The sequence below is a fragment of the Stutzerimonas kunmingensis genome (assembly GCF_002929225.1).
Lineage (GTDB): Bacteria > Pseudomonadota > Gammaproteobacteria > Pseudomonadales > Pseudomonadaceae > Stutzerimonas.
Window position 1 is genome coordinate 691803 of record NZ_PISM01000018.1, and the last position, 19724, is coordinate 711526.

Sequence of the window (19724 nt, forward strand, 5' to 3'; positions counted from 1 at the left end):
CGCGCATCTGTAGCACCCAGCGATAACCCCCGAATGCCATTCGGGGGCGGCTGAGCTTCGATAAGGAAATCACCATGATCAACGTGACCAAGTCGTACCTGGGCAGCAAAAACAAGTTCAAGGCTTACATCGACAGGATCTACAACACCGGCTGGCTCACCAACAACGGACCGTTAGTGACTGCACTCGAGCAACGACTCAAGGACTACCTCGGGGTGAGGAACATCATCCTCACCAACAACGGAACCATCGCGCTGCAGATTGCCTATCGAGCGCTGGGATTGACCGGCAGCGCCATCACCACCCCCTTCAGCTTTGTCGCCACCACCAGCTCGCTGCAATGGGAAGGCATCAAGCCGATCTTCGCCGACATCGATTCGGCGACCTGGAATCTGGACCCGGAACAGATCGAGCGAAATATCCAGCCCGACACCTCCGCCATCGTCGCGACGCACGTATTCGGCAATCCTTGCGATGTCGAACGCATCGAGCAGATCGCGCGCAAGAACAATCTGAGGGTCGTCTACGACGGCGCCCATGCGTTCGGCGTTCGTCACAAGGGGCGGTCGGTCTACGACTGGGGCGATATCAGCACGCTGAGCTTCCATGCGACCAAGCTGTTTCACACCATCGAGGGTGGCGCCATCGTCACCAACGACGACGCACTGGCCGACCGCATCCGTCTGCTCTGCAACTTCGGCATCGTCGACACCGACCAGATCGAAGGCATCGGCATCAACGCCAAGCTCAACGAGTTCTCTGCCGCGATGGGCATGTGCGTACTCGACGACATCGAGCTGATTTTCGAATGCCGGGCGGAGATCGGCCATCGTTACGAGCGGCGCCTCGGCGAGCATTTCGAGCTGCAACGAGCGCAGCCCGAATCCCAGTGCAACTACAGCTATTTTCCCGTTGCCCTTGCCGATGAAAGCCAGCTGCTGCGCTGCCGCTCGCAACTGAACGAGAACGGCATCAACCCCCGCCGCTACTTCTACCCCTCGCTGGACACGCTCGACCATCTGCAGCCGCAGGTACCACAACCACGCTCGCGAGCGTTGAGTCGCAAGGTCCTGTGCCTGCCAATCTATCCCGGGCTGCCGCGCAAGGTGCAGGAGAAGGTCATGCAGACGTTGATCCAGGAGGCAATCCACAGTGAGCAGTCGAGCCGCACGCTGTTCCAGCCCCTTGCCGAAGCGTTCGGGCTGTTCAGCGCCACGGAGCGCCTGCCGGGCGCCGAATACCCGCGCATGCCCCTGACATCCGGAGGCCAGCAGTAACCCATGTCAGATCCCAAGCGGTTATCGGTGATCCGCAACACCAGCCTGAACTACCTCGGCCAGGCGTACGCCCTGCTGATCGGCATCCTGATCCTGCCGTTCTACCTGAGGCATCTGGGTGCCGAAGCCTATGGTCTGATCGGTTTCTTCGCGGTGCTCCAGGCCTGGTTACAGTTGCTCGATGCCGGGATGTCGCCTGCACTGGTCCGACAGGTCGCGCACTACCGCGGGCAGGGCGACCTGTCCGCGGCGCCCGGCCCAGCGGGACGACTGCTGCGCTCGTTCGAGCTGCTGTTGCTGCCGATTGCGCTGGCGACCTGCGTGGCGATCTACCTGAGCAGCGGCTGGATCGCCGGAACCTGGCTGCAGGCCCGCGAATTGGGTACCGGCACCATCATGCAATGCATCAGCCTGATGGGCCTGATGGTCGGGCTGAGGCTCTACGCGACGCTGTACAAAAGCGGCCTGCAAGGTGTCGAGCTGCACGGCTGGCTGAACGCAACGAATGTACTGATCGCTACCCTGCGTTACTTCGGTGGCCTGTTTCTGGTCGCCCTCGTGTCGCAAGATCCGCTGGACTTCTTCCTGTTCCAGACGGCCGTCGCCCTGGTGGAAACGCTCGCCTTCGCCAGCAAGGCTTATGTGCAACTGGCCAGCCCACGTTTGCTCACCGGCATCGACTGGCGCGTGGTCAAGCCGGTGCTGCCTTTCGCCGGCGGCATGTTTTTCACCTCGCTGCTGTGGATCGTGCTGACCCAGCTGGACAAAGTGCTGCTTTCCAAGGTGCTGCTGCTCAAGGAGTACGGCTACTTCTCGCTGGTGGCGCTGATCACCACCGGCATCATGACCCTGACCAACCCCCTGGTGCAGACGCTGCTGCCGCGCATGACCATGCTCGTGGCCGAAGGGCGGATCGCCGAGATGGAGCGGCTGTACCTGAACGCCACCCGCTTCGTCTGCAGCGTGCTGTTTCCGATGGCTGCGGTGATCGCCTGGCACGGTCAGGCGCTGATCTACGCCTGGACTGGCGACGCTGCCGCTGCCCAATGGAGCGAACGCATGCTGTTCTGGTACGTGCCGGGCAGCGCACTGATGGCGGTCGGCGCCTTCCAGTTCTACCTGCAGTACGCCTACGGCCAGCTACGCCTGCACATCTGGTACAGCGTGGTTTCCACCGCCATCAGCATGCCGATCGTGATCTACGCAGCGCTTGCACACGGCGCTTACGGTGCCGCACTGGCGTGGTTCTTCCTGCGCCTGGCGACCTTCGTGATCTGGCCGCCGGTGGTGCACCGGCGCTTTGCTCCGGGCCTGCAGGGCGTCTGGGCACGAGACATGTTGCGGATTACCGCCGCGACCGTGATCGGCGTGGCGCTGGGCGAGCCGCTGTTCCTGCTGATCGTCAGCGACAACCGCTTCGACATTCTGATCGCGCTGGCCGTAAGCGGGTTCATCTGCCTGCTGCTGGTCGCGGCGACCTCGAAATCACTGCTACTCAAGCTTCATCTACTCATCACCAAGCGAGCATCCAAAAATGGAATTGAAGAGCGAGCAAGCCTTGATTGAACGTTGGGGCGGCAAGACCGAACCGCTGCTGAGCATCGTCTGCCTGGCCTACAACCACGCATCTTTTATAAGGAAGGCGCTGGAGAGCTTCCTCCAGCAGGAAACGGATTTCCCTTTCGAGGTGATCGTCCACGACGACGCCTCGACTGACACCACCGCCGCGATCATCGCCGACTACGCGGCGCGCTACCCCAGCATCATCAAACCGATCTACCAGACGCAGAATCAGTTCAGCCTCGGCGTGCCATTCAGCACGCGGCTGTTCGCCCGTGCGGGGGGCAAATACATCGCCTATTGCGAAGGCGACGACTACTGGACTGATCCGACCAAGCTGCAGCAGCAGGTGGACTTTCTCGAGCAGCATCGTGACTACGTGATCACCTATCACGATGCGTTCATGTTCAACAGCCAGGGCATCATCCAGAGCCCGCAGCTGACCGGAAAACTGCGCAAGGACGCCACGGCGCTGGAACTGATGCAGGGCCGCCCGCTCTCGACGCTGACCGTGTGCTTTCGCAACCTGATTCAGGAACTGCCACCGGAATTGCTCGGCGTGAAGGTGCTGGATATCTGCTGGTGGTCGCTGCTCGGCGCCTACGGCAAAGGCAAGTTCATGGAAGGCATCAGCCCCGCCGCCTACCGGGTGCACGAGGGTGGCATCTTCTCCATGCAGCCGAGCCGGCAGCGCATCCAGATGGCCATGCATGCCCACTACTCCCTGGCGCGCTACTACAACCGCATCGGCAACAACGCGCTTTACGAGTACTTCCTGATCCAGGTGTTCGGCGAGTGCCTGTCGCTGATCTCGCCGTTCAGCAAGATCCAGGCGCTTTCAACCATCGCCCAAAACATCAGCCTCAACCTGCTGCGCCGGTTGAGCCCACGGCTGGCCAGGAGCTGATCAGCCCGACCCCGCTTCTTTGCAAAAACGCACCATGAGGAAGGATTCCCAATGACTGCCTTGACCCGCTCTTCGCTGGAATATGACGCGGACAACCGCATCGACCTCGCCGGAATAATGCGCACCGCCTACGATCACAAGGCGCTGATCATCACCATTACCGGCTTTTTCGCTGCACTGGGCGTGCTCTATGCCCTGATCGCCACGCCGATCTACCAGGCGACCGCGATGATCCAGATCGAACCGAAAAAAGCCGCGATCACCGGCGTGCCGGAAATATCGGCCCGGCCGGATTCGGTGTCCCAGGCGGTCACCGAAATCTCCCTGCTCAAATCCCGCGCCGTGCTCGGCAAGGCAGTCGAGGAGCTCAAGCTCTACATCGTCGCCAAACCCCTTCACTTCCCGGTGTTCGGCGCATTCATGGCGCGCAAGCACGACCCGGCGACTGATGGCGCGCTGGCCACCCCGCTGTTCGGCTTGACCGGCTATGCCTGGGGTGGGGAAAAGCTCGAAGTATTCCAGCTCGATGTGCCCGAAGCGTATCTGGGCGTAGAGCTGACGTTGATCGCCGGCACTGCCGGCAGCTTCACGCTGCATGACGACGAGCAGCAACTGATTCTGCGCGGCCAGGTCAATCAGGCCGTGGAGAACCAGGGTTTCAAGGTGCAGATCGCCCAGCTGGAAGCGCGTCCTGGCACCGAATTCCAGCTAGTCAGGAACCGCCCGCAGACCACCGCGCTGGATTACCAGAACCGCTTGAAGGTCGGCGAGGCCGGCAAGGATTCCGGGATCATCTACATGTCCCTGGAAGACCCGGACCCGCAGCTGGCCAGCCATGTGCTGGACGAGATCAGCCGGCTGTACGTCAGCCAGAACATCCAGCGCAGCTCGGCAGAAGCGGCCCAGCGCCTGGACTTCCTGCGCTCGCAACTACCTCAGGTGCGCAAGGAGCTGGAGAAGGCCGAAGCCGCGCTGAATGCCTACCAGACCAGCTCCAAATCGGTGGATATCAGCATCGAGACCAAGGGCGTGCTCGACCAGATCGTCGCGCTGGAAACGCAGATATCCGAACTGTCGCTCAAGCGCGTGGAGTACGACCGCCTCTATACCCGCGAGCACCCGACCTATCGCACGCTGATCACCCAGATGAACGAGCTGCAGGCGCAAAAGGCGCAGCTGCTGAAGAAGGTCGACGCCCTCCCCATGACGCAGCAGGAGTTGCTGCGCCTCCAACGTGACATGGAAGTCACGACCCAGACCTACACGCTGCTGATGAACCAGGCACAGGAGCAAGACATCCTGCGCGCCGGCACCATCGGCAACGTGCGCATCATCGACAACGCCTACTCGATGATCGAGAAGCCGTCGAAACCGGTCAAACCGCTGGTGGTGGCCATCGCAATCTTCGTCGGCCTGCTCGTCTCGGCGGCAGTCATCCTGCTGCGCCAGGCCTTCTACCGCGGTGTGGAAAGCCCGGACGTGATCGAGAAGCTTGGCGTACCGGTCTATGCCGGCCTGCCCTACAGCGCCTCTCAGGATCAGCTCAATCGCAGCCGCAAGAGCCGCGACGGCAAGACCCGACTGCTCAGCCTCACCGAACCGACCGATCTGGCGGTCGAATCGCTGCGCAGCCTGCGTACCAGCCTCAAGTTCGCCATGCTCGAGGCGCGTAACAAAGTGCTGATGATCACCAGCCCGACCCCTTCGGTTGGCAAGTCGTTCGTGTCCAGCAACCTTGCTGCGGTGATCGCGCAGACGGGCCAGCGCGTGCTGCTGATCGATGCCGACATGCGCCGCGGCTACCTGCACACGCTTTTCGGCATGGCGCCACGTCACGGGCTGTCGGATGCACTGGCCAGTGGCCTGAACCTGGCGGAGATCACCAACCGCACCGAGCAGAAGAACCTGCACTTCATCTCCGCCGGGTTCTCCGCGCCGAATCCGTCCGAACTGCTGATGCACGACAACTTCTCCCGCCTGCTGCGTGAAGCGGAAAAGCTCTACGACTTCATCATCATCGATACGCCGCCGGTGCTCGCGGTGACCGACGCCGTACTGGTCGCCCAGCAGTCGGGCACCAACCTGCTGGTGGCCCGCTTCGGCCTTAGCACCAGCTCGCAGATCGATGCATCCAAGCGGCGGCTCGCGCAGAACGGCGTGCTGCTCAAGGGCGTGATCCTCAATGCCGTGAAGCGCAAGGCCTCGACCTCGCCGTACGACAGCGGCGCCTATGGTTACTACACCTATACCCAGCAAGCCTAAGCACAGGAGAAGCTTCATGCTCAGGACCATCGGGGTTATGCAACCCTACCTTTTCCCCTACCTCGGCTATTTCCAGCTGATTGCCGCCAGCGATGTCTTCGTGCTCTGCGACGATCTACAGTACGTAAAGGGATCCTGGATCAACCGCAACCGAGTGCTCTGCGATGGCCAGCCCAAGCTGATCAGCTTTCCCCTGAAGAAAGCCGGGCACCTTGAGACGATCCGCGAGCGCTGGCTGTGCGATGACTTCCACCGCGAGGCGGCCGCGCTGTTTCGCCGCCTGGCCCATATGTACCAGCGTGCGCCCCACCGCGAGGAAGTCCTACCGCTGATCAAACGTATCCTCGAGCATCCGGAGCGCAACCTGGCTGCCTTCAACGAGCAATCGCTCCGCGCGCTGTGCGACTACCTGGGCATCCATACGCCGATCTGCCGCGCTTCGGATCTTGGCCTGGATCCCGAACTGGAGATGCAAGAACGCGTCATCCAGATCACCCATCGCATGGATGGTGAGCTATACCTAAACCCCATCGGTGGCATGGAGCTTTACTGCCCTGCCCGCTTCCGCGCTGACGGGCTGCTGCTGCGTTTCCTGCGCATGGACGACATCGAATATCCGCAGCTCAAGCATGCATTCGTGCCGTCGCTGTCGATCATCGATGTGCTGATGTTCAACAGCCGCGAGGCGATCAAGGAGTTGCTACTGCGCTTCAACGTGGTCGAAGGCCACGAGAAAAGGGCGACGCTGACGCTGGCATGACGACATTCAGCCTGCCGTTGGGACAGGGGCAGGCTTATTCAGGGAAGGACATCCACATGAACTCGAGCACTACCGCACGCTGGTATCTCATCCAGACCAAGCCACGCCAGGAGGCCCGCGCCGAGGAAAACCTGCTGCGACAACACTTCGAGTGCTACCGGCCGGTCAAAGCGTCGTCGCCATCGCGCGGCGCGCAGAATGCCAGGCTCGGCGAAGCACTTTTTCCGGGCTATCTGTTCATCAATCTCGATTGCATTCACGACAACTGGTACCCGATTCGCTCCACACGGGGCGTCAGCCGCGTGGTGAGCTTCGGCGGCCAGCCGACGCCGGTACGCGACGAGCTGATCGAACAGTTGCGACAGCGCCTGGCCCAGCCGCAGACCATGGCGGCGGCGCCGTTCTCACCCGGCGAACGGGTCCAGGTCAGCGGGGGCAGTTTCAGCGACATCGAAGCGATCTTCGTCAGCAGCGACGGCGAAGAACGCTCCGTCATCCTGCTCAACCTGCTGCAGCGTGAGCAGAAGGTCCGGGTACCCACCCGTTATCTCCAGTGCTACTCCTGAGCCAGGCGAGTGCCCGTAGGGCCATGCGAGCAGCCTGACAGGTTCAATCAGCGAGCCAACCGATGAAGATCCTATTCCTCAATGCGTTCTACACCCCGCATGTCGGCGGCGGCGCAGAAGTCATCCTCCGGCACCTGGCCGAAGGGTTGCAGCGGCGTGGTTGTGAGGTGGCAGTGCTGGCGACCGGCCCGGATGCCGGGCTGAACATGCAGATTCAGGACGGTGTGCGGGTCTATCGCGCCAATCTGGCGAACAGCTACTGGCATTACACCCAGCAGCGCCCGAGTCGCGTCGCCCGCCTCGGCTGGCACTACCGGGACCGCTACAACCGCGACATGCGCTGTCACGTGCGCGAGGTGATCGCGCGGGAGCAGCCGGATATCGTGGTCTGCAACAACCTCACCGGCTGGTCGATTTCCGCCTGGGACGAAATCACCGCCGCCGGCCTGCCGATCGTCCAGGTGCTGCACGACCTGTACCTGCTCTGCCCGAAGGACACCATGTTCAACCACGGCAAGAGCTGCCAGCGCCAGTGCGGTATGTGTTCGGTGTTCCGTCTCCGCCACGCCGGCGCCTCGGCGCAAGTGGCCACGGCGATCGGCGTCAGCCGCTTCGTGCTCGAGCGCATCACCGCACAGGGCTATTTCAGTGGCGCGCGCCAGCATGTGGTGCACAACTCCACGCCGGCCAACCCCGGGCAGGGCAGCAAGCCCAGGCAGCGCAGCAACCATCCACTGCGCTTCGGCTATATCGGCACGCTGTCGGAGAACAAGGGCGTCGGCTGGCTGATCGAGCAGTTCCAGCGGCTGGACATCGATGCGCGGCTGGATATCGCCGGGCGCGGCAAGCTGGACTACGAAGCCCGGCTGAAGGCCATGGCCGATCCGAAGAAGGTCAGCTTTCTCGGCTACTGCGACAGCGACGAGTTCATGCAGAGCATCGACGTGCTGGTAGTGCCGTCGCTGTGGGGCGAGCCGTTCGGCCTGGTGGCCGTCGAAGGCTGCGCCAACAACCTGCCGGTGATCGCCAGCAACATGGGCGGGCTGCCGGAGATCATCCGCGACGAATGCAACGGCCTGCTCTGCTCGCCCGATGATCCCGATTCACTCGGCATCGCCATGCTCTGGCTCTACATCGACAGCGCACTGCGGCAGCGGCTCGCCAGCCAGGCACGGGCCAGCGTGCTGCCGCTGCTGGATATGGAACGCATGCTGGATCAATACCAGACCATCCTGCGTGAAACACTTCAGGGAACGAGAATCCACCATGAACCAGAGCCTGCTGATTACCCCGCGGCGACGCGACTCGAATCCGTTGGCCTTCGACAAGCCGACATTGTTGACGCTGGTCGTCGCCTCGCTGCTGCTGACTGAAACCTTCTCCGGCGCCCTGCGCTACTACTTCGACATGGCCGGAGTCTCCTGGCTGCTGTACCTGCCCAAGGTTGCCTGCCTGATCGCACTGGGCCTGGAGCTGCTGCGATACCGCGGTTGGCCGGCCTTCTGGCTGGTACTGCTGGGACTGGTGACTTCCAGCCAACTGGCGCTGATGCATGGCGCCGAACTGGCCAACATCGGTTTCAGCCTGTTCATCTACATTCCGCTGCTGTTCGGTCTGATCTGCGGCCGCCATGTGGAGTTGCGGCTCGGGCTGCTGCGCCGAATCATCGGCTTCTGCCTGATCGCTTGCTTCGTCGGCATCGCCCTGGACATGCTCACCAGCGTGCCGTGGAAGGGCTACAGCTACATGGTTGGCGAGGTGGAACTGAGCGCCAACCGCTCGTGGGCGTTCGACGACATCGACCGCATCGGCGGCTTCGCCCGCATGTCCACCGCGCTGTCGGTGATGATCGCGATCTACAGCCTGTTCATCGCCGCATTCATCCAGCCGCGCGTGCTACGCCTGATGCTCTACATCGCAGCGCTGATCGGCATCGTGCTGACCACCAACAAATCCACCGCGGCGGCCTACGTGCTGACCCTGCTGATGCTGATCGTCACGGCCTACCGCTTCGCCAGCGCCACTGCGTTTCTCGTCGCAGTGCTGGTCGGCCTGATGCTGCCGATGGCCAGCCTGGTGCTCAGCCTGGACCCCAACGCCGCCAACAACGGCTCGCTGCTGGCCTCGTTCGCCGACCGCCTGATCAACAGCTGGCCGAACTTCATCGAGGTCATCACCCGTGAGGGATGGGGCTGGTGGGGCGCGGGATTCGGCGCGGTGGGCAGCACTGGCAAGGTCTATCCCGTACCCGGGCTGGAGTTGCTGAGCATTGCCGACAATACCGCGCTGTACCTGTGGGGAATGCTCGGCGTGTTCGGTGTGCTGCTCTACCTGCTGACCTTTCCGCTGATGCTGCGCCTGCATGAGCGGGGCTCGCGACTGCGCAGCGCGTTGCTGCCGATCGTTTTCTGCATCTGCCTGGTGGCCTGGGCCACGGATGTACTGGAGGTGTCCATCGCCACGCTATTCCTGGGCCTGGCGATCTCCCACGTGCTGACCCCGGCCCGCGCCCCGAGCAACAACCTGGCGGCGCAGCGGCTGCCCGAGTTGCAGCACCTGACCTGAGACCTACCTTCACGGATGATCCACATGACGAAGCGCTCTACCCCGCTCAACACCCTGCTGCTGGGCGGCTTGCTTGGCCTTGCTCCGTTTACTCCGGCCCAGACCACCGAGGAGCCTTTCGTGGTCGGCGTATGTGCCCATGAACTGCACAAGGGCGACCCCAGCGGCCGCGCCTACGCGATGATGCGCGATGCCGGCATCACCTCCGTGCGCACCGACGCCCACTGGGCCTATGTCGAACGCCGGCCCGGGCAATTGAAGATCGAACCATCCTGGCACCGTTACCTGAAGGCAACAGCCGCTCACGGGCTAAGCACCCAGTTCATCCTCGGCTACGGCAACTCGCACTACGGCGGTGGTGAAAAGCCCCGCAGCGAGCCGGTAAGGGCGGCATTCAATCGCTATGTCGAGTTCATCACCGAAGAGCTGAAAGGCAAGGTCGCCTATTACGAGATCTGGAACGAATGGGACGTCGAGGACCCGCGCGACCCGGAATTCACCCAGGATTACGCGCGGCTGATCGCCGATGCGTCCGGGATCATCCGGCAGCGCGCGCCCGGCGCCAAGGTGCTCGCCGGCGCCGTGACCAGCCAGGGCATCGACTCCGGTTTCGCCCTGCGCCTGCTGGAGAACGGCCTGATGCAATCGGTGGACGGCCTGTCCTTGCATCCCTACGTGCACTGCCGCGGCTGGCGGCGCAACACCCCAGAGGCCTGGATCGAATGGATGAGCGAGGTCGACAAGGACCTGACCCGCGCCGCCGGACGCCCGGTACCGCTCTACCTGACGGAAATGGCCTGGCCTGCCCACCAGGGCGCATGCGGCATCGATGAAAGCCTGCAGGCGGCCTACCTCGCCCGCGCCTTCTTCCTGGCCAAGACGCTGCCGAGCATCAAGGGCATGTGGTGGTACGACTTCCGCAACGATGGCACCGACAAGACCGAGCGCGAACACAACTTCGGCCTGGTACGGCAGGACTTCACCCTCAAGCCGGCTTATTCGGTGCTCGCCTCCATCAGCCAGATCGTCAGCCAGTACAGCTTCCTCAGCCGCGAAGAGAAAACCCCGGGTGACGTGGTGATGCTGCGATTCGCCCGCGGAGACGATGAACTGATGGTGGCCTGGAGCACCGGCAAACCGCGGACCGTGAAGCTGCAGAACACCGAAGGCCAGGCGGGCCAGGTGGCGCTGATCGATACCGCCCAGCCCCAGCACGGCCGCGTGGTCACCAGTACCGAGTGGAAGTGTCCGGGCAAAGGCCAGGCCTGCAGCACCGAGGTGGAGCTCGATGGATTCCCGAAAATCATCAGCCTGCGCGCGGTGCAGAACGACGGTTGACCCCTGTCGCGACATGCACTGACCGCACCACCGGCCACCCAGGCGAAACGCAACCGGACCAGCACGCGCTGGCCAACCCGCATTGACCGCCACGCACCATGCATCGCTTCGCCAGTCGCCAAAGCCGCCACCTGCCGGCGTTCGCCGCTGGCCAGCATCCGGCGGCGCACGCCATCCCCGCAAGGAGAGCCCTACATGATCGCCATCAACGCCCGTTTCCTGACTCAGGAAACCCGCGGTGTGCAACGTTTTGCCGAACAGGTCTGCCTGGAGCTTGCCGCCATGCGCAAGGACCTGACATTCATTGCGCCGGACGACATCCGCATGCACGCCAGCGCCGAGCGCCTGCAGGTGCGGCGCATCGGCCGCAACCACGGGCATCTGTGGGAACAGCTGGACCTGCCTCTGTGGCTGGCGCGCCATGGCTATCCGCCGCTGGTATCACTGTGCAACACGGCACCGCTGATCTACCGCAACCAGATCGCCACCCATCACGACATCACCTACGTGCGCCATCCGGAGAGCTATTCGCGCGCCTTCCGCAGCGTCTACAAGGGGCTCACGCCGCTGCTGCTCAAGCGCATCAAGGCGCTGATTACCGTCAGCGACTTCTCACGCAAGGAAATCGCCCGCTACTACGGCTACCCGAGCGAGAAGATCTGCGTCGTCCCCAACGCGGTGGCGGCCAAATTCCATCCGCCGAGTGGCGCGGATCGCAGCGGCAATGCCAGGCCATACGTGCTGGCGGTGTCCTCCCCGAACGCGCACAAGAACTTCGCGCGGATGGTCGCGGCCTTCCTCAGCCTGGAAGGCTTCGATGACGTGGAACTGCACATCGTCGGCGACTCGCACTCGGTGTTCTCCGGCTCCACCTCCAGCATTGATGGCAATCCACGCGTACGCATTCTCGGCCGGCTGAACGACGATCAGCTGGTGCGCGAATACCAGGGCGCCACCGCCTTCGTGTTCCCTTCGCTCTACGAAGGCTTCGGCATTCCGCCGCTGGAGGCCCAGGCCTGCGGGTGTCCGGTGATCGCCGCCCGGGCCGCGTCGATACCCGAAGTGCTCGGCGAGAGCGTGCTCTATTTCGAGCCGCTGAACATCGAGGACATTGCCCGCTGCATGCGCCACGTGCTGCAGGACGCGCGCCTGCGCGATGACCTGCGCACCCTCGGCCTGGCCAACGTCGAGCGCTACTCCTGGAAGCGCTCGGCGCAGACCGTGTCGCAGCTGATCGACAAGGCACTGATGGGCAAACCCAGCCCGCCGTCCTTTATCGCCTGGTCATCGGACCGCCCCTGATGCCCGACGAATGCAGTCCCGACACTCAACTCTATCAATCAAGCGAGGCAGACCATGGAACGGTTGGCGCATATCGACGCGCTACGCGGCAGCGCAGCCCTACTCCTGATTTTCCAGACCCTGCTGTTGCCACTGTCAGACGGCTGGGCACTGCAGCACGCCCTGGACCCCGGGCTGCTGGCGATGCTTTGGTTCCTGCTGTGCTGCGGCTTCATCGTGCCGGCCAGCCTGCACGCCAGCGTCGACGGCGGGCGAGGTTTTGTCGTCCGCCGCCTGCTGCGCCTGCTGCCGGTCTACCTGCTGGCGGTGCTGCTGACCGCCATTCTGTTGCCGACGGCACCGGCCTGGCTGCCGGGTGTGGCCGCGCCAGGCAGCGCCATGGCGTTCGAGGTCATCGGCGCTTACGGAGCGCTGCCGCCAATCCTGCTGTTCTACGGGTTCTGCCTGCTGCTGCAGGTGCTCGGCCTGTTGCACAGCGTCAGTCTGCGGACCAGCTGCGCACTCGTGCTGCTGGCGGTGGCGCTGCTGCTCGCCCTGGCGCGGCAGCTGCTGGGCACAGAGCTACCGGTCACGCTGCCGCTGGCGCTATCACTGATGTTTTTCGCGTCACTCAGGTACGAGGCCAAGCATGAAAGCAGCAGCTACGCCCGCAGACGAGCCCGCGAATATGCGCGCTACACGCTGCGAATCTACCTGCTGGTGCTGCCGATCATCTTCTTGGCCGGCTGGTCTGCGGACGCAACCGCCTGGCCCCGGGACCTGCTCACCTATGCCCTGGCCATCGTGACCTTCCTGCTGGTCACCAGCCGGCTACCGCTACGGGCACCGCCGCTCGTCTGGCTTGGAAGCCTCAGCTACTCGCTCTATCTGTTGCTGCCAGCGATGCAGCGCCTGAGCGAACTGCTGACCCAGGCGCTCGGCCTGACCGGCCCGACCGCCAGCCTGGCTGGCGTTGTGTTCGGCCTGCTGCTGGCCCTCGGCAGCGCCCAGCTCTGCCGACAGTTGCTGGATCTACCGCTGGCTCACGCCGGCAGGCGCCTGACCAGACAACACGACCTGATGCCACTGGCACGCCTGCACAGCCGCTGAGGCTCACCGCCTCGCTGCTCACTCTTTCTCGATCAAGGATGTCATGCCATGAAAGTTGCCATCGTTCACGACTGGCTGGTGACGTATGCCGGCGCCGAGCGCGTGCTCGCCGGGCTGTGCGCCGTCTGGCCGGACGCCGATCTGTTCGCCGTCATCGATTTTCTCTCCGACGCCGACCGTGCCCACCTCGGCGGCAAGCGCGCCACCACCACCTTCATCCAGCAACTGCCGAAGGCGCGCACCCATTACCAGAAGTACCTACCGCTGATGCCGCTGGCCATCGAGCAGCTCGACATGTCCTCGTATGACCTGATCATTTCCAGCAGCCACGCAGTGGCCAAGGGCGTGCTGACCGGGCCCAACCAGCTGCACATCAGCTACGTGCATTCGCCCATCCGCTACGCCTGGGACCTGCAGCACCAGTACCTGCACGAAGCCAGCCTGGAGCGCGGCATCAAGGCCAAGCTGGCGCGCATGCTGCTGCACTACATGCGCATGTGGGACCAGCGCACCGCCAGCGGCGTCGATGAGTTCATCGCCAATTCGCACTTCATCGGCCGGCGCATCAACAAGAGCTACCGGCGCCAATCCACGGTGATCTACCCGCCGGTCGACACCCGCCAGTTCACCCTGCACGAGGCCAAGGAAGACTTCTATCTCACCGCTTCGCGGATGGTGCCCTACAAGAAGATGCCGATGATCATCGAGGCGTTCGCGGCCATGCCGGACAAGCGCCTGATCGTCATCGGCACCGGCCCGGAAATGGAAAAGGCCCGTGAAGCGGCCGGGCCCAATGTCACCCTGCTCGGCTACCAGAGTTTCGAGGTGCTGCTGCAACACATGCAGCGCGCCAAAGCGTTCGTCTTCGCCGCCGAAGAAGATTTCGGTATCGCGCCGATCGAGGCCCAGGCCTGTGGCACGCCGGTGGTCGCCTACGGGCGCGGCGGCGTACTGGAAACCGTACGCGGGCTCGAACATGCCGAACCCACGGGCGTGTTCTACCCGGAGCAGACCACCGCCTCGCTCATCGCCGCCATCGGCGAGTTCGAGGCCCAGTGCTCGCGCATCACCGCGGAAAACTGCCGACGCAATGCCGAGCGCTTCTCCAGCGAACGCTTCCAGCAGGAAATCCGCGCCTTCGTCGACGCGCGCCTGCGCGAAGCCAGGGCCTTCGACCTTCAGCAGAGCTCGGCGCCCTTGCCGGCCCCCAGTACGCCGCTCTACCCGGCAGCCGGGTGCCGATCAAGCACGCCTGATGCGTTTACCCATCAACCCCATTCACTTACGAGGTTTCAAGGATGAACACAGTAAAGAAGTGGATGAGAGTGACCCGAGCGCTCGGGTTCGCTCTCGTTGTAGCGATCGAGCCCGCCAGCGCTGCGGTGAACGCCGACACGCTGATCACCGAACCGACCAACCCGTCCGGCCAGTTGCCGGCCTGCACCAGCGCCGGCAGTGCGAGCGTCATCGCCTACAGCGACTCGTCAACCGACGCCACGCCACGCTGTGGCTCCAATGGCGGCGGGCAGCAGGAAAGCCCATCCGGTCATCAACCGTATCGATTCGCGGAACCGGCGTCCGGTTCATTCTGGAGTCCGCCGGCAGACAGCAGGCGCTATTCATTCTGATCCGGGCCGTTACCGCACCGGGTTATGCAGGAGCACAGGCATGAGCACAGAAGAAACATCCAGAACGTCGCTGATTCTGGCCGATGGCTATTCCTACACCGAACTCATTCCCGCACCCGGCGCGCCTGACGGACCGTCGGGCAATGGATTCATCCGCATCTTCCACGCCTTCTTCAGCCCCAATGAAGAAGACTCGACGGTCGACGTGCAGCAGCCTAACTGCCTGCCGCTGGCCGCCCCGGAACAGAGCTGAGGAGATATTCCGTGCAGAACACCGCGCGCGTCGAACCCTGCAAGCAGAGTGCACAGGCAGCCGCCGCCAGCGCCGGCGAGATGCCGGTGCGACGGCAAACCACCATCGTCACAGTGACCTACGGCGACCGCCTGGTTTACCTGCGCCGACTGATCGAGCAGGCCTTCGCCTTCGAACAGATCACCCGCGTACTGGTGGTCAGCAATGCCTCGACCGCACCACTCGAACAACTGACCAGCCGCTGGCCCGGTCAGGTGCGCATCATTCCGCTGGCGCAAAACACCGGCTCGGCCAACGGCTATGCCGTGGGGCTGGAAGCGGCGCTGGCCGAAGGCGCGCAGTACATCTGGATGATGGATGACGACAACGCCCCCACCGCGGCCGCGGTGCGCCTGCTGCATGAAGAACTTGCGCGAATGGCCGACGAGGTAGGGCTGCATCGTGCCGCCGTGCTGGGCTTTCGCCCCAGTCAGCAGGAAGACATCGCCCGCGGCGTACCGAGCCGTTTCGCCATCCAGCCGCGCTCCAGCTACTTCGGCTTTCACGTCGCGCAGCTGCCGTACAAGGTCTGGCGCCGTCTGCCCTGGGGCCGGCCAAAAGGCACGCCGCCGCGGGCCATCGACCTGCCCTTCGCCCCCTATGGCGGCATGCTTGCCCATCGCAGTCTGTACCAGGCGATCGGGGTGCCCTTGCGCGAGCTGGTGCTCTACGCCGACGACACCGAGTACACCCGTCGCATCACCGCCAAAGGTGGCCGTCTGCGTCTGGTGACCGATGCGCTGATCGACGAGCTTGAGCTGTCCTGGAACATCAAGGCGCACACCCGCAACATCTACGAAGCCTTCCTGCTCGGTGATTCCGACTTCCGCGCCTACTACACCGCCCGCAACCAGGCCTGGTTCGACACCTACGTCTGGGCCGCCTCACCCTGGCTCTATCGGTTGAACCGAAGCATATTCCTCGGCCTGCTGCGACACGTGGCCCGGCGACAGCAGGTTCCGGAACGGCTGCAACTGATCGAGCAGGCCATCCGTGACGGCGAGAACCGTTCGCTGGGGATGCATCAGACCTTTCCGTTGCGCTGAACCCATTCCAAGGAGGAGCCGATGCACGCGCCAACCACTGCGCCAAGAGACAACAACTTCGATTTCCTGCGCTTCTTTGCCGCCTCGATGGTCGTGTTCGGCCACAGCTACGGCCTATCCGGTCAGGCGGACCGGGAACCTCTGCGCCTGTTCAGCGGCAGCTACGACTCGGCGGATATCGCCGTACACGTGTTCTTCGTGATGAGCGGTTTCCTCATTGCGGCGTCCTGGCTGAACAGCCGCAGCGTGCTGGATTTTGCCGCCAAGCGAGCCCTGCGCATCATGCCGGCACTGATCGTCTCGGTGCTGTTCGTGGTCCTGCTGATCGGCCCGCTGGCCACCGAGCTGCCGCTTGGCAATTACTTCACCGCCCCCGGCACGCTCGCCTACCTGGCCAATGCCGCGCTGATCACCGAGTTCCGCCTGCCCGGCGTATTCGAGGCCAACCCGTTTCCCCACACCGTCAACGGTTCGCTCTGGACACTGCCTTACGAAGTGCTGATGTACGTCACCGTGCTGACGCTCGGAATCGTCAAGGTATTCGGCCGCAGCAGCGCGCTGATCGGCCTGGCGCTGATGGTGGGTGTGCATTTCCACCTGATGCCGATCTACGAGATGCAGAGCGACCTGCTGCGCAAGGCCACCCGCCTGGGGATGTTCTTCTACGCCGGCGTGCTGCTGTATCTGTATCGGCACCTTGTTCGCTGGAACTGGAAAATCGCCGCGCTGCTGGTTGCTGCCAACCTGGTGAGTGCCCGCAGCTATCACTGGGAGCTGGTGCACGTGCTGACCCTGCCCTATCTGACGCTCTACCTCGCCCAACTGCGCATTCCGAGGCTGTCCGGCTTCGGCAAGGCCGGCGACTTCTCCTACGGCCTGTACATCTTCAGCTTCCCGGTCCAGCAGCTACTGATGCACTGGACCGACGGCCAGCTGCCACTGATTCCCTTCATGCTCCTTGGCTTCGCTGCCAGCCTGGCGCTCGCGGTGCTGTCCTGGCACCTCGTCGAATCGCCAGCGCTTCGGCTCAAGCGCTACCTGCCGCGTGCAGCCAGTGCGCAGTCGACTGCAGGGGCGGCCAGCCTCAACCGCTGAACGCGGCCGGTCAGGGAACGGCGAACGTCCGGACCTCGGCCGAAGCTGCGGCAACCGCCTCGGGCGGCACCTGACCCAGCCCGAGCTGACGGACCTTGCGTAGCTGACGCACCCGCTCCAGGTTGTCCCAGGCGGTGGCGTAGTGCGACGGCGACTGTTCCATGGCGCTGCGGAAGAACTGCTCGGCTTCATCCAGCTTGCCTTCCACCAGACAGATGTAGCCCACGTCGTTGCTCGCTTGGGCGCGCGAGCCGATCTGTTCGAAGGCCGACAGCGCCGCCTCGTAGCGCTGCGTGCGCGCCATCAGCAAGCCGTAGTTGCGCCATAGCGGCGCGTAGCCGCCGTCGCGGTCGAGCGCACGCCGAAAGACCCGCTCGGCTTCCTGCCAGTGCCCGGCCATGTAGTACGAGTAGCCCAAGCTGTTCTGCACCAACAGCGAACGCGGCTCGATCTGCAGCGCCAACCGGTAGTAGCGCTCAGCCAGTGGAAAGTCATTGTTGAGATCGGCCAGTACCCCCAGCGCGTTGTAAAGCCGCAATGGCGACTGCCGGTCGACCTTCAGCGCTGCCACCGCCGGCAGTGCGTTGTGCGGCGCGCCGGCGAGCCGCTGCTGGTCCAGCAGCACGGCTCTTTCGAGCAGCTCCCGCGCCCGTTCCTGCTCCCGCCGGGCCAGTTGCAGCATGCCCATCTCGGCCAGGGCATCGAGGTCGTCCGGCGCCTCGCGCAGTACCTCGTCAAAGGCCATTTCGGCCAGCTGGATATTGCCGCGCTCGCGGTGAATCCGCCCGACCCAGACCAGCGCTTCGAAGCGTTCCGGCTCCAGTTCCAGTGCACGCAGGTACTGGAACAGTGCCTGGTCCAGATCCCCCGCCCGATAAGCCATGTCGGCCAGCTGCAGCGCCTGCTCCAGCGAGCCGGCCTGTTGCCGTGCGCGGTACAGCACCGAATGGTTGCCCGAGTAGATCGAGCGCCCTTCGCCGGGCTCCGGGCCCATGGACTGGCAGCCGGCGAGTACGGCCGCGATGGCCAGCAGCAGTGCGATTCTGTTCATCTCACAGTCCCCCGAACGCTTTGAGTACGCCGATCATGGCGGGGCCGATGGCGACCAGGAAAAAGCTCGGCCACAGGCAGAAAATCAGCGGGAATACCAGCTTGGTACCGATCTTGGCCGCCTGCTCCTCGGCGGCCTGGGTACGCCGATCGCGAAATTCGTCGGCGTAGACGCGCAGGGTGTCGGCCACGCTGGTGCCGAAGCGAATGCTTTGCGCCAGCAGGCTCACCAGCCCGCGGATATCTTCCAGCCCGGTCCGTTCGGCCAGGTGGCCCAGCGCCACCGCGCTGGATATCCCGGCACGCAGCTCGACGTTGACTGTCGCCAGTTCCTCGGCCAGCTCGACCTGGCTCACCGCCATTTCCTCGGCGACACGCTCGATCGCCTGTGGCAACGCCAGCCCCGACTCCACGCAGACCACCATCAGATCGAGGGCATCGGGAAATGCCGCGCGCAGGCGCATCTGCCGCGCATTGCGACGCCGCTCGACGAACATCGCCGGGGCCAGCCAGCCCACCCCCAGCGCCAGAGCCACGGCCAGCAACCCGGGTGTCAGCGAGGCACTGGTCATTAGCGGCAGTGCCAGCAGGGTCGCGACCAGCAGCAACAGCGGCAGCAGCAGGCGGATCGCCCAGTACATCTGCACCGCGGCGGCCGAGCGGTAGCCGGCCTGCGAAAGCAGTGCGCGGGTGCCGCTGTGCTGCTCGCCTTCCCTGCCCACGAAACGCTGGCCGACCTGCTCCAGCAGCAGTTGCAGACCGCCCAGCGGCGGCTCGCCGACGCCATGCTCGGCGCCGTGCTGCCCGCCCCGCTTGATCAGCGCCAGGCGGCGGCGCATCGGATCGTGCAGGCCCATCACCAGCACCGTCGTGGTCGTCGCTGCCAGCACCACGCTCAGCGCCACCGCTGCCAGGAAGATCAGCCGCACCAGCTGCTCATCGGCGACCAGGCTACGCACCAGCCCATACAGATAATCCATGACCACT

The 19724-nt window shown here is 63.9% G+C and carries 18 protein-coding genes; 15 read left to right on the forward strand and 3 right to left on the reverse strand.

Annotated features, from left to right (window positions below; all coding sequences use genetic code 11):
• The first annotated feature begins 74 nt into the window (after positions 1-74).
• The 12 genes from CW305_RS13915 (at position 75) to CW305_RS13970 (ending at position 14928) form a co-directional block, all read left to right on the forward strand.
• Positions 75-1277 (forward strand): DegT/DnrJ/EryC1/StrS family aminotransferase, encoded by a 1203-nt coding sequence (locus tag CW305_RS13915; protein ID WP_014820564.1) that lies wholly within the window; start codon positions 75-77, stop codon positions 1275-1277.
• A gap of 3 nt (positions 1278-1280) precedes the next feature.
• Positions 1281-2843 (forward strand): lipopolysaccharide biosynthesis protein, encoded by a 1563-nt coding sequence (locus tag CW305_RS13920; RefSeq protein ID WP_104098156.1) that lies wholly within the window; start codon positions 1281-1283, stop codon positions 2841-2843.
• Positions 2812-3744, forward strand: a complete 933-nt coding sequence (locus CW305_RS13925) for a glycosyltransferase family 2 protein (RefSeq protein WP_104098208.1) — start codon at positions 2812-2814, stop codon at positions 3742-3744. Before CW305_RS13920 ends, CW305_RS13925 begins: the two co-directional genes overlap by 32 nt.
• Before the next feature lie 51 nt (positions 3745-3795).
• The gene (locus CW305_RS13930) at positions 3796-6006 is read left to right on the forward strand and encodes a polysaccharide biosynthesis tyrosine autokinase (RefSeq protein ID WP_104098157.1); all 2211 of its coding nucleotides are present in this window, start codon (positions 3796-3798) and stop codon (positions 6004-6006) included.
• A gap of 16 nt (positions 6007-6022) precedes the next feature.
• Positions 6023-6766, forward strand: coding sequence for a WbqC family protein (locus CW305_RS13935; RefSeq protein ID WP_104098158.1), 744 nt, complete (start codon positions 6023-6025; stop codon positions 6764-6766).
• Positions 6767-6822: 56 nt separating this feature from the next.
• A complete protein-coding gene (gene rfaH, locus CW305_RS13940) occupies positions 6823-7332 on the forward strand; it encodes a transcription/translation regulatory transformer protein RfaH (RefSeq protein WP_104098159.1) in 510 nt (169 codons plus the stop codon).
• A gap of 62 nt (positions 7333-7394) precedes the next feature.
• On the forward strand, positions 7395-8705 hold the full coding sequence (locus CW305_RS13945) for a glycosyltransferase family 4 protein (protein WP_104098160.1): 1311 nt from the start codon (positions 7395-7397) through the stop codon (positions 8703-8705).
• Positions 8599-9897 (forward strand): membrane protein, encoded by a 1299-nt coding sequence (locus CW305_RS13950; RefSeq protein ID WP_041014232.1) that lies wholly within the window; start codon positions 8599-8601, stop codon positions 9895-9897. The genes CW305_RS13945 and CW305_RS13950 overlap by 107 nt, the downstream gene beginning before the upstream one ends.
• Before the next feature lie 24 nt (positions 9898-9921).
• Positions 9922-11235, forward strand: a complete 1314-nt coding sequence (locus CW305_RS13955) for a hypothetical protein (RefSeq protein WP_181063890.1) — start codon at positions 9922-9924, stop codon at positions 11233-11235.
• Between the two features lie 195 nt (positions 11236-11430).
• Complete coding sequence (locus tag CW305_RS13960; protein WP_003300523.1) at positions 11431-12537, forward strand: glycosyltransferase family 4 protein; 1107 nt, start codon at positions 11431-11433, stop codon at positions 12535-12537.
• Positions 12538-12591: 54 nt separating this feature from the next.
• Positions 12592-13626, forward strand: a complete 1035-nt coding sequence (locus tag CW305_RS13965) for an acyltransferase (RefSeq protein WP_090519579.1) — start codon at positions 12592-12594, stop codon at positions 13624-13626.
• 48 nt (positions 13627-13674) lie between these two features.
• A complete protein-coding gene (locus tag CW305_RS13970) occupies positions 13675-14928 on the forward strand; it encodes a glycosyltransferase family 4 protein (protein ID WP_312915798.1) in 1254 nt (417 codons plus the stop codon).
• Here CW305_RS13970 and CW305_RS23455 read toward each other — a convergent pair.
• The gene (locus CW305_RS23455) at positions 14909-15094 is read right to left on the reverse strand and encodes a hypothetical protein (RefSeq protein ID WP_181063891.1); all 186 of its coding nucleotides are present in this window, start codon (positions 15092-15094) and stop codon (positions 14909-14911) included. The two genes, CW305_RS13970 and CW305_RS23455, sit on opposite strands and share 20 nt — an antisense overlap.
• Positions 15095-15294: 200 nt before the next feature.
• Here CW305_RS23455 and CW305_RS13980 point away from each other — a divergent pair, with 200 nt between their 5' ends.
• Genes CW305_RS13980 through CW305_RS13990 form a run of 3 tightly spaced genes read left to right on the forward strand, consistent with a single transcriptional unit; the run spans position 15295 to position 17687 of the window.
• Entirely contained in the window at positions 15295-15507 is a 213-nt protein-coding gene (locus tag CW305_RS13980) for a hypothetical protein (RefSeq protein ID WP_104098163.1), read from the forward strand.
• A gap of 11 nt (positions 15508-15518) precedes the next feature.
• On the forward strand, positions 15519-16592 hold the full coding sequence (locus CW305_RS13985) for a glycosyltransferase (protein WP_003300529.1): 1074 nt from the start codon (positions 15519-15521) through the stop codon (positions 16590-16592).
• A gap of 21 nt (positions 16593-16613) precedes the next feature.
• A complete protein-coding gene (locus CW305_RS13990) occupies positions 16614-17687 on the forward strand; it encodes an acyltransferase family protein (RefSeq protein ID WP_104098164.1) in 1074 nt (357 codons plus the stop codon).
• Positions 17688-17697: 10 nt separating this feature from the next.
• On the opposite strand, the gene CW305_RS13995 is transcribed toward CW305_RS13990, so the two are convergent.
• Both CW305_RS13995 and CW305_RS14000 read right to left on the reverse strand, forming a co-directional pair.
• Positions 17698-18738 carry a tetratricopeptide repeat protein gene (locus CW305_RS13995; protein WP_104098165.1) on the reverse strand — a complete coding sequence of 347 codons (1041 nt, stop codon included), beginning with the start codon at positions 18736-18738 and terminating at the stop codon, positions 17698-17700.
• A 1-nt stretch (position 18739) separates the two neighbouring features.
• Entirely contained in the window at positions 18740-19717 is a 978-nt protein-coding gene (locus tag CW305_RS14000) for a type II secretion system F family protein (RefSeq protein ID WP_104098166.1), read from the reverse strand.
• Positions 19718-19724 lie beyond the last annotated feature (7 nt).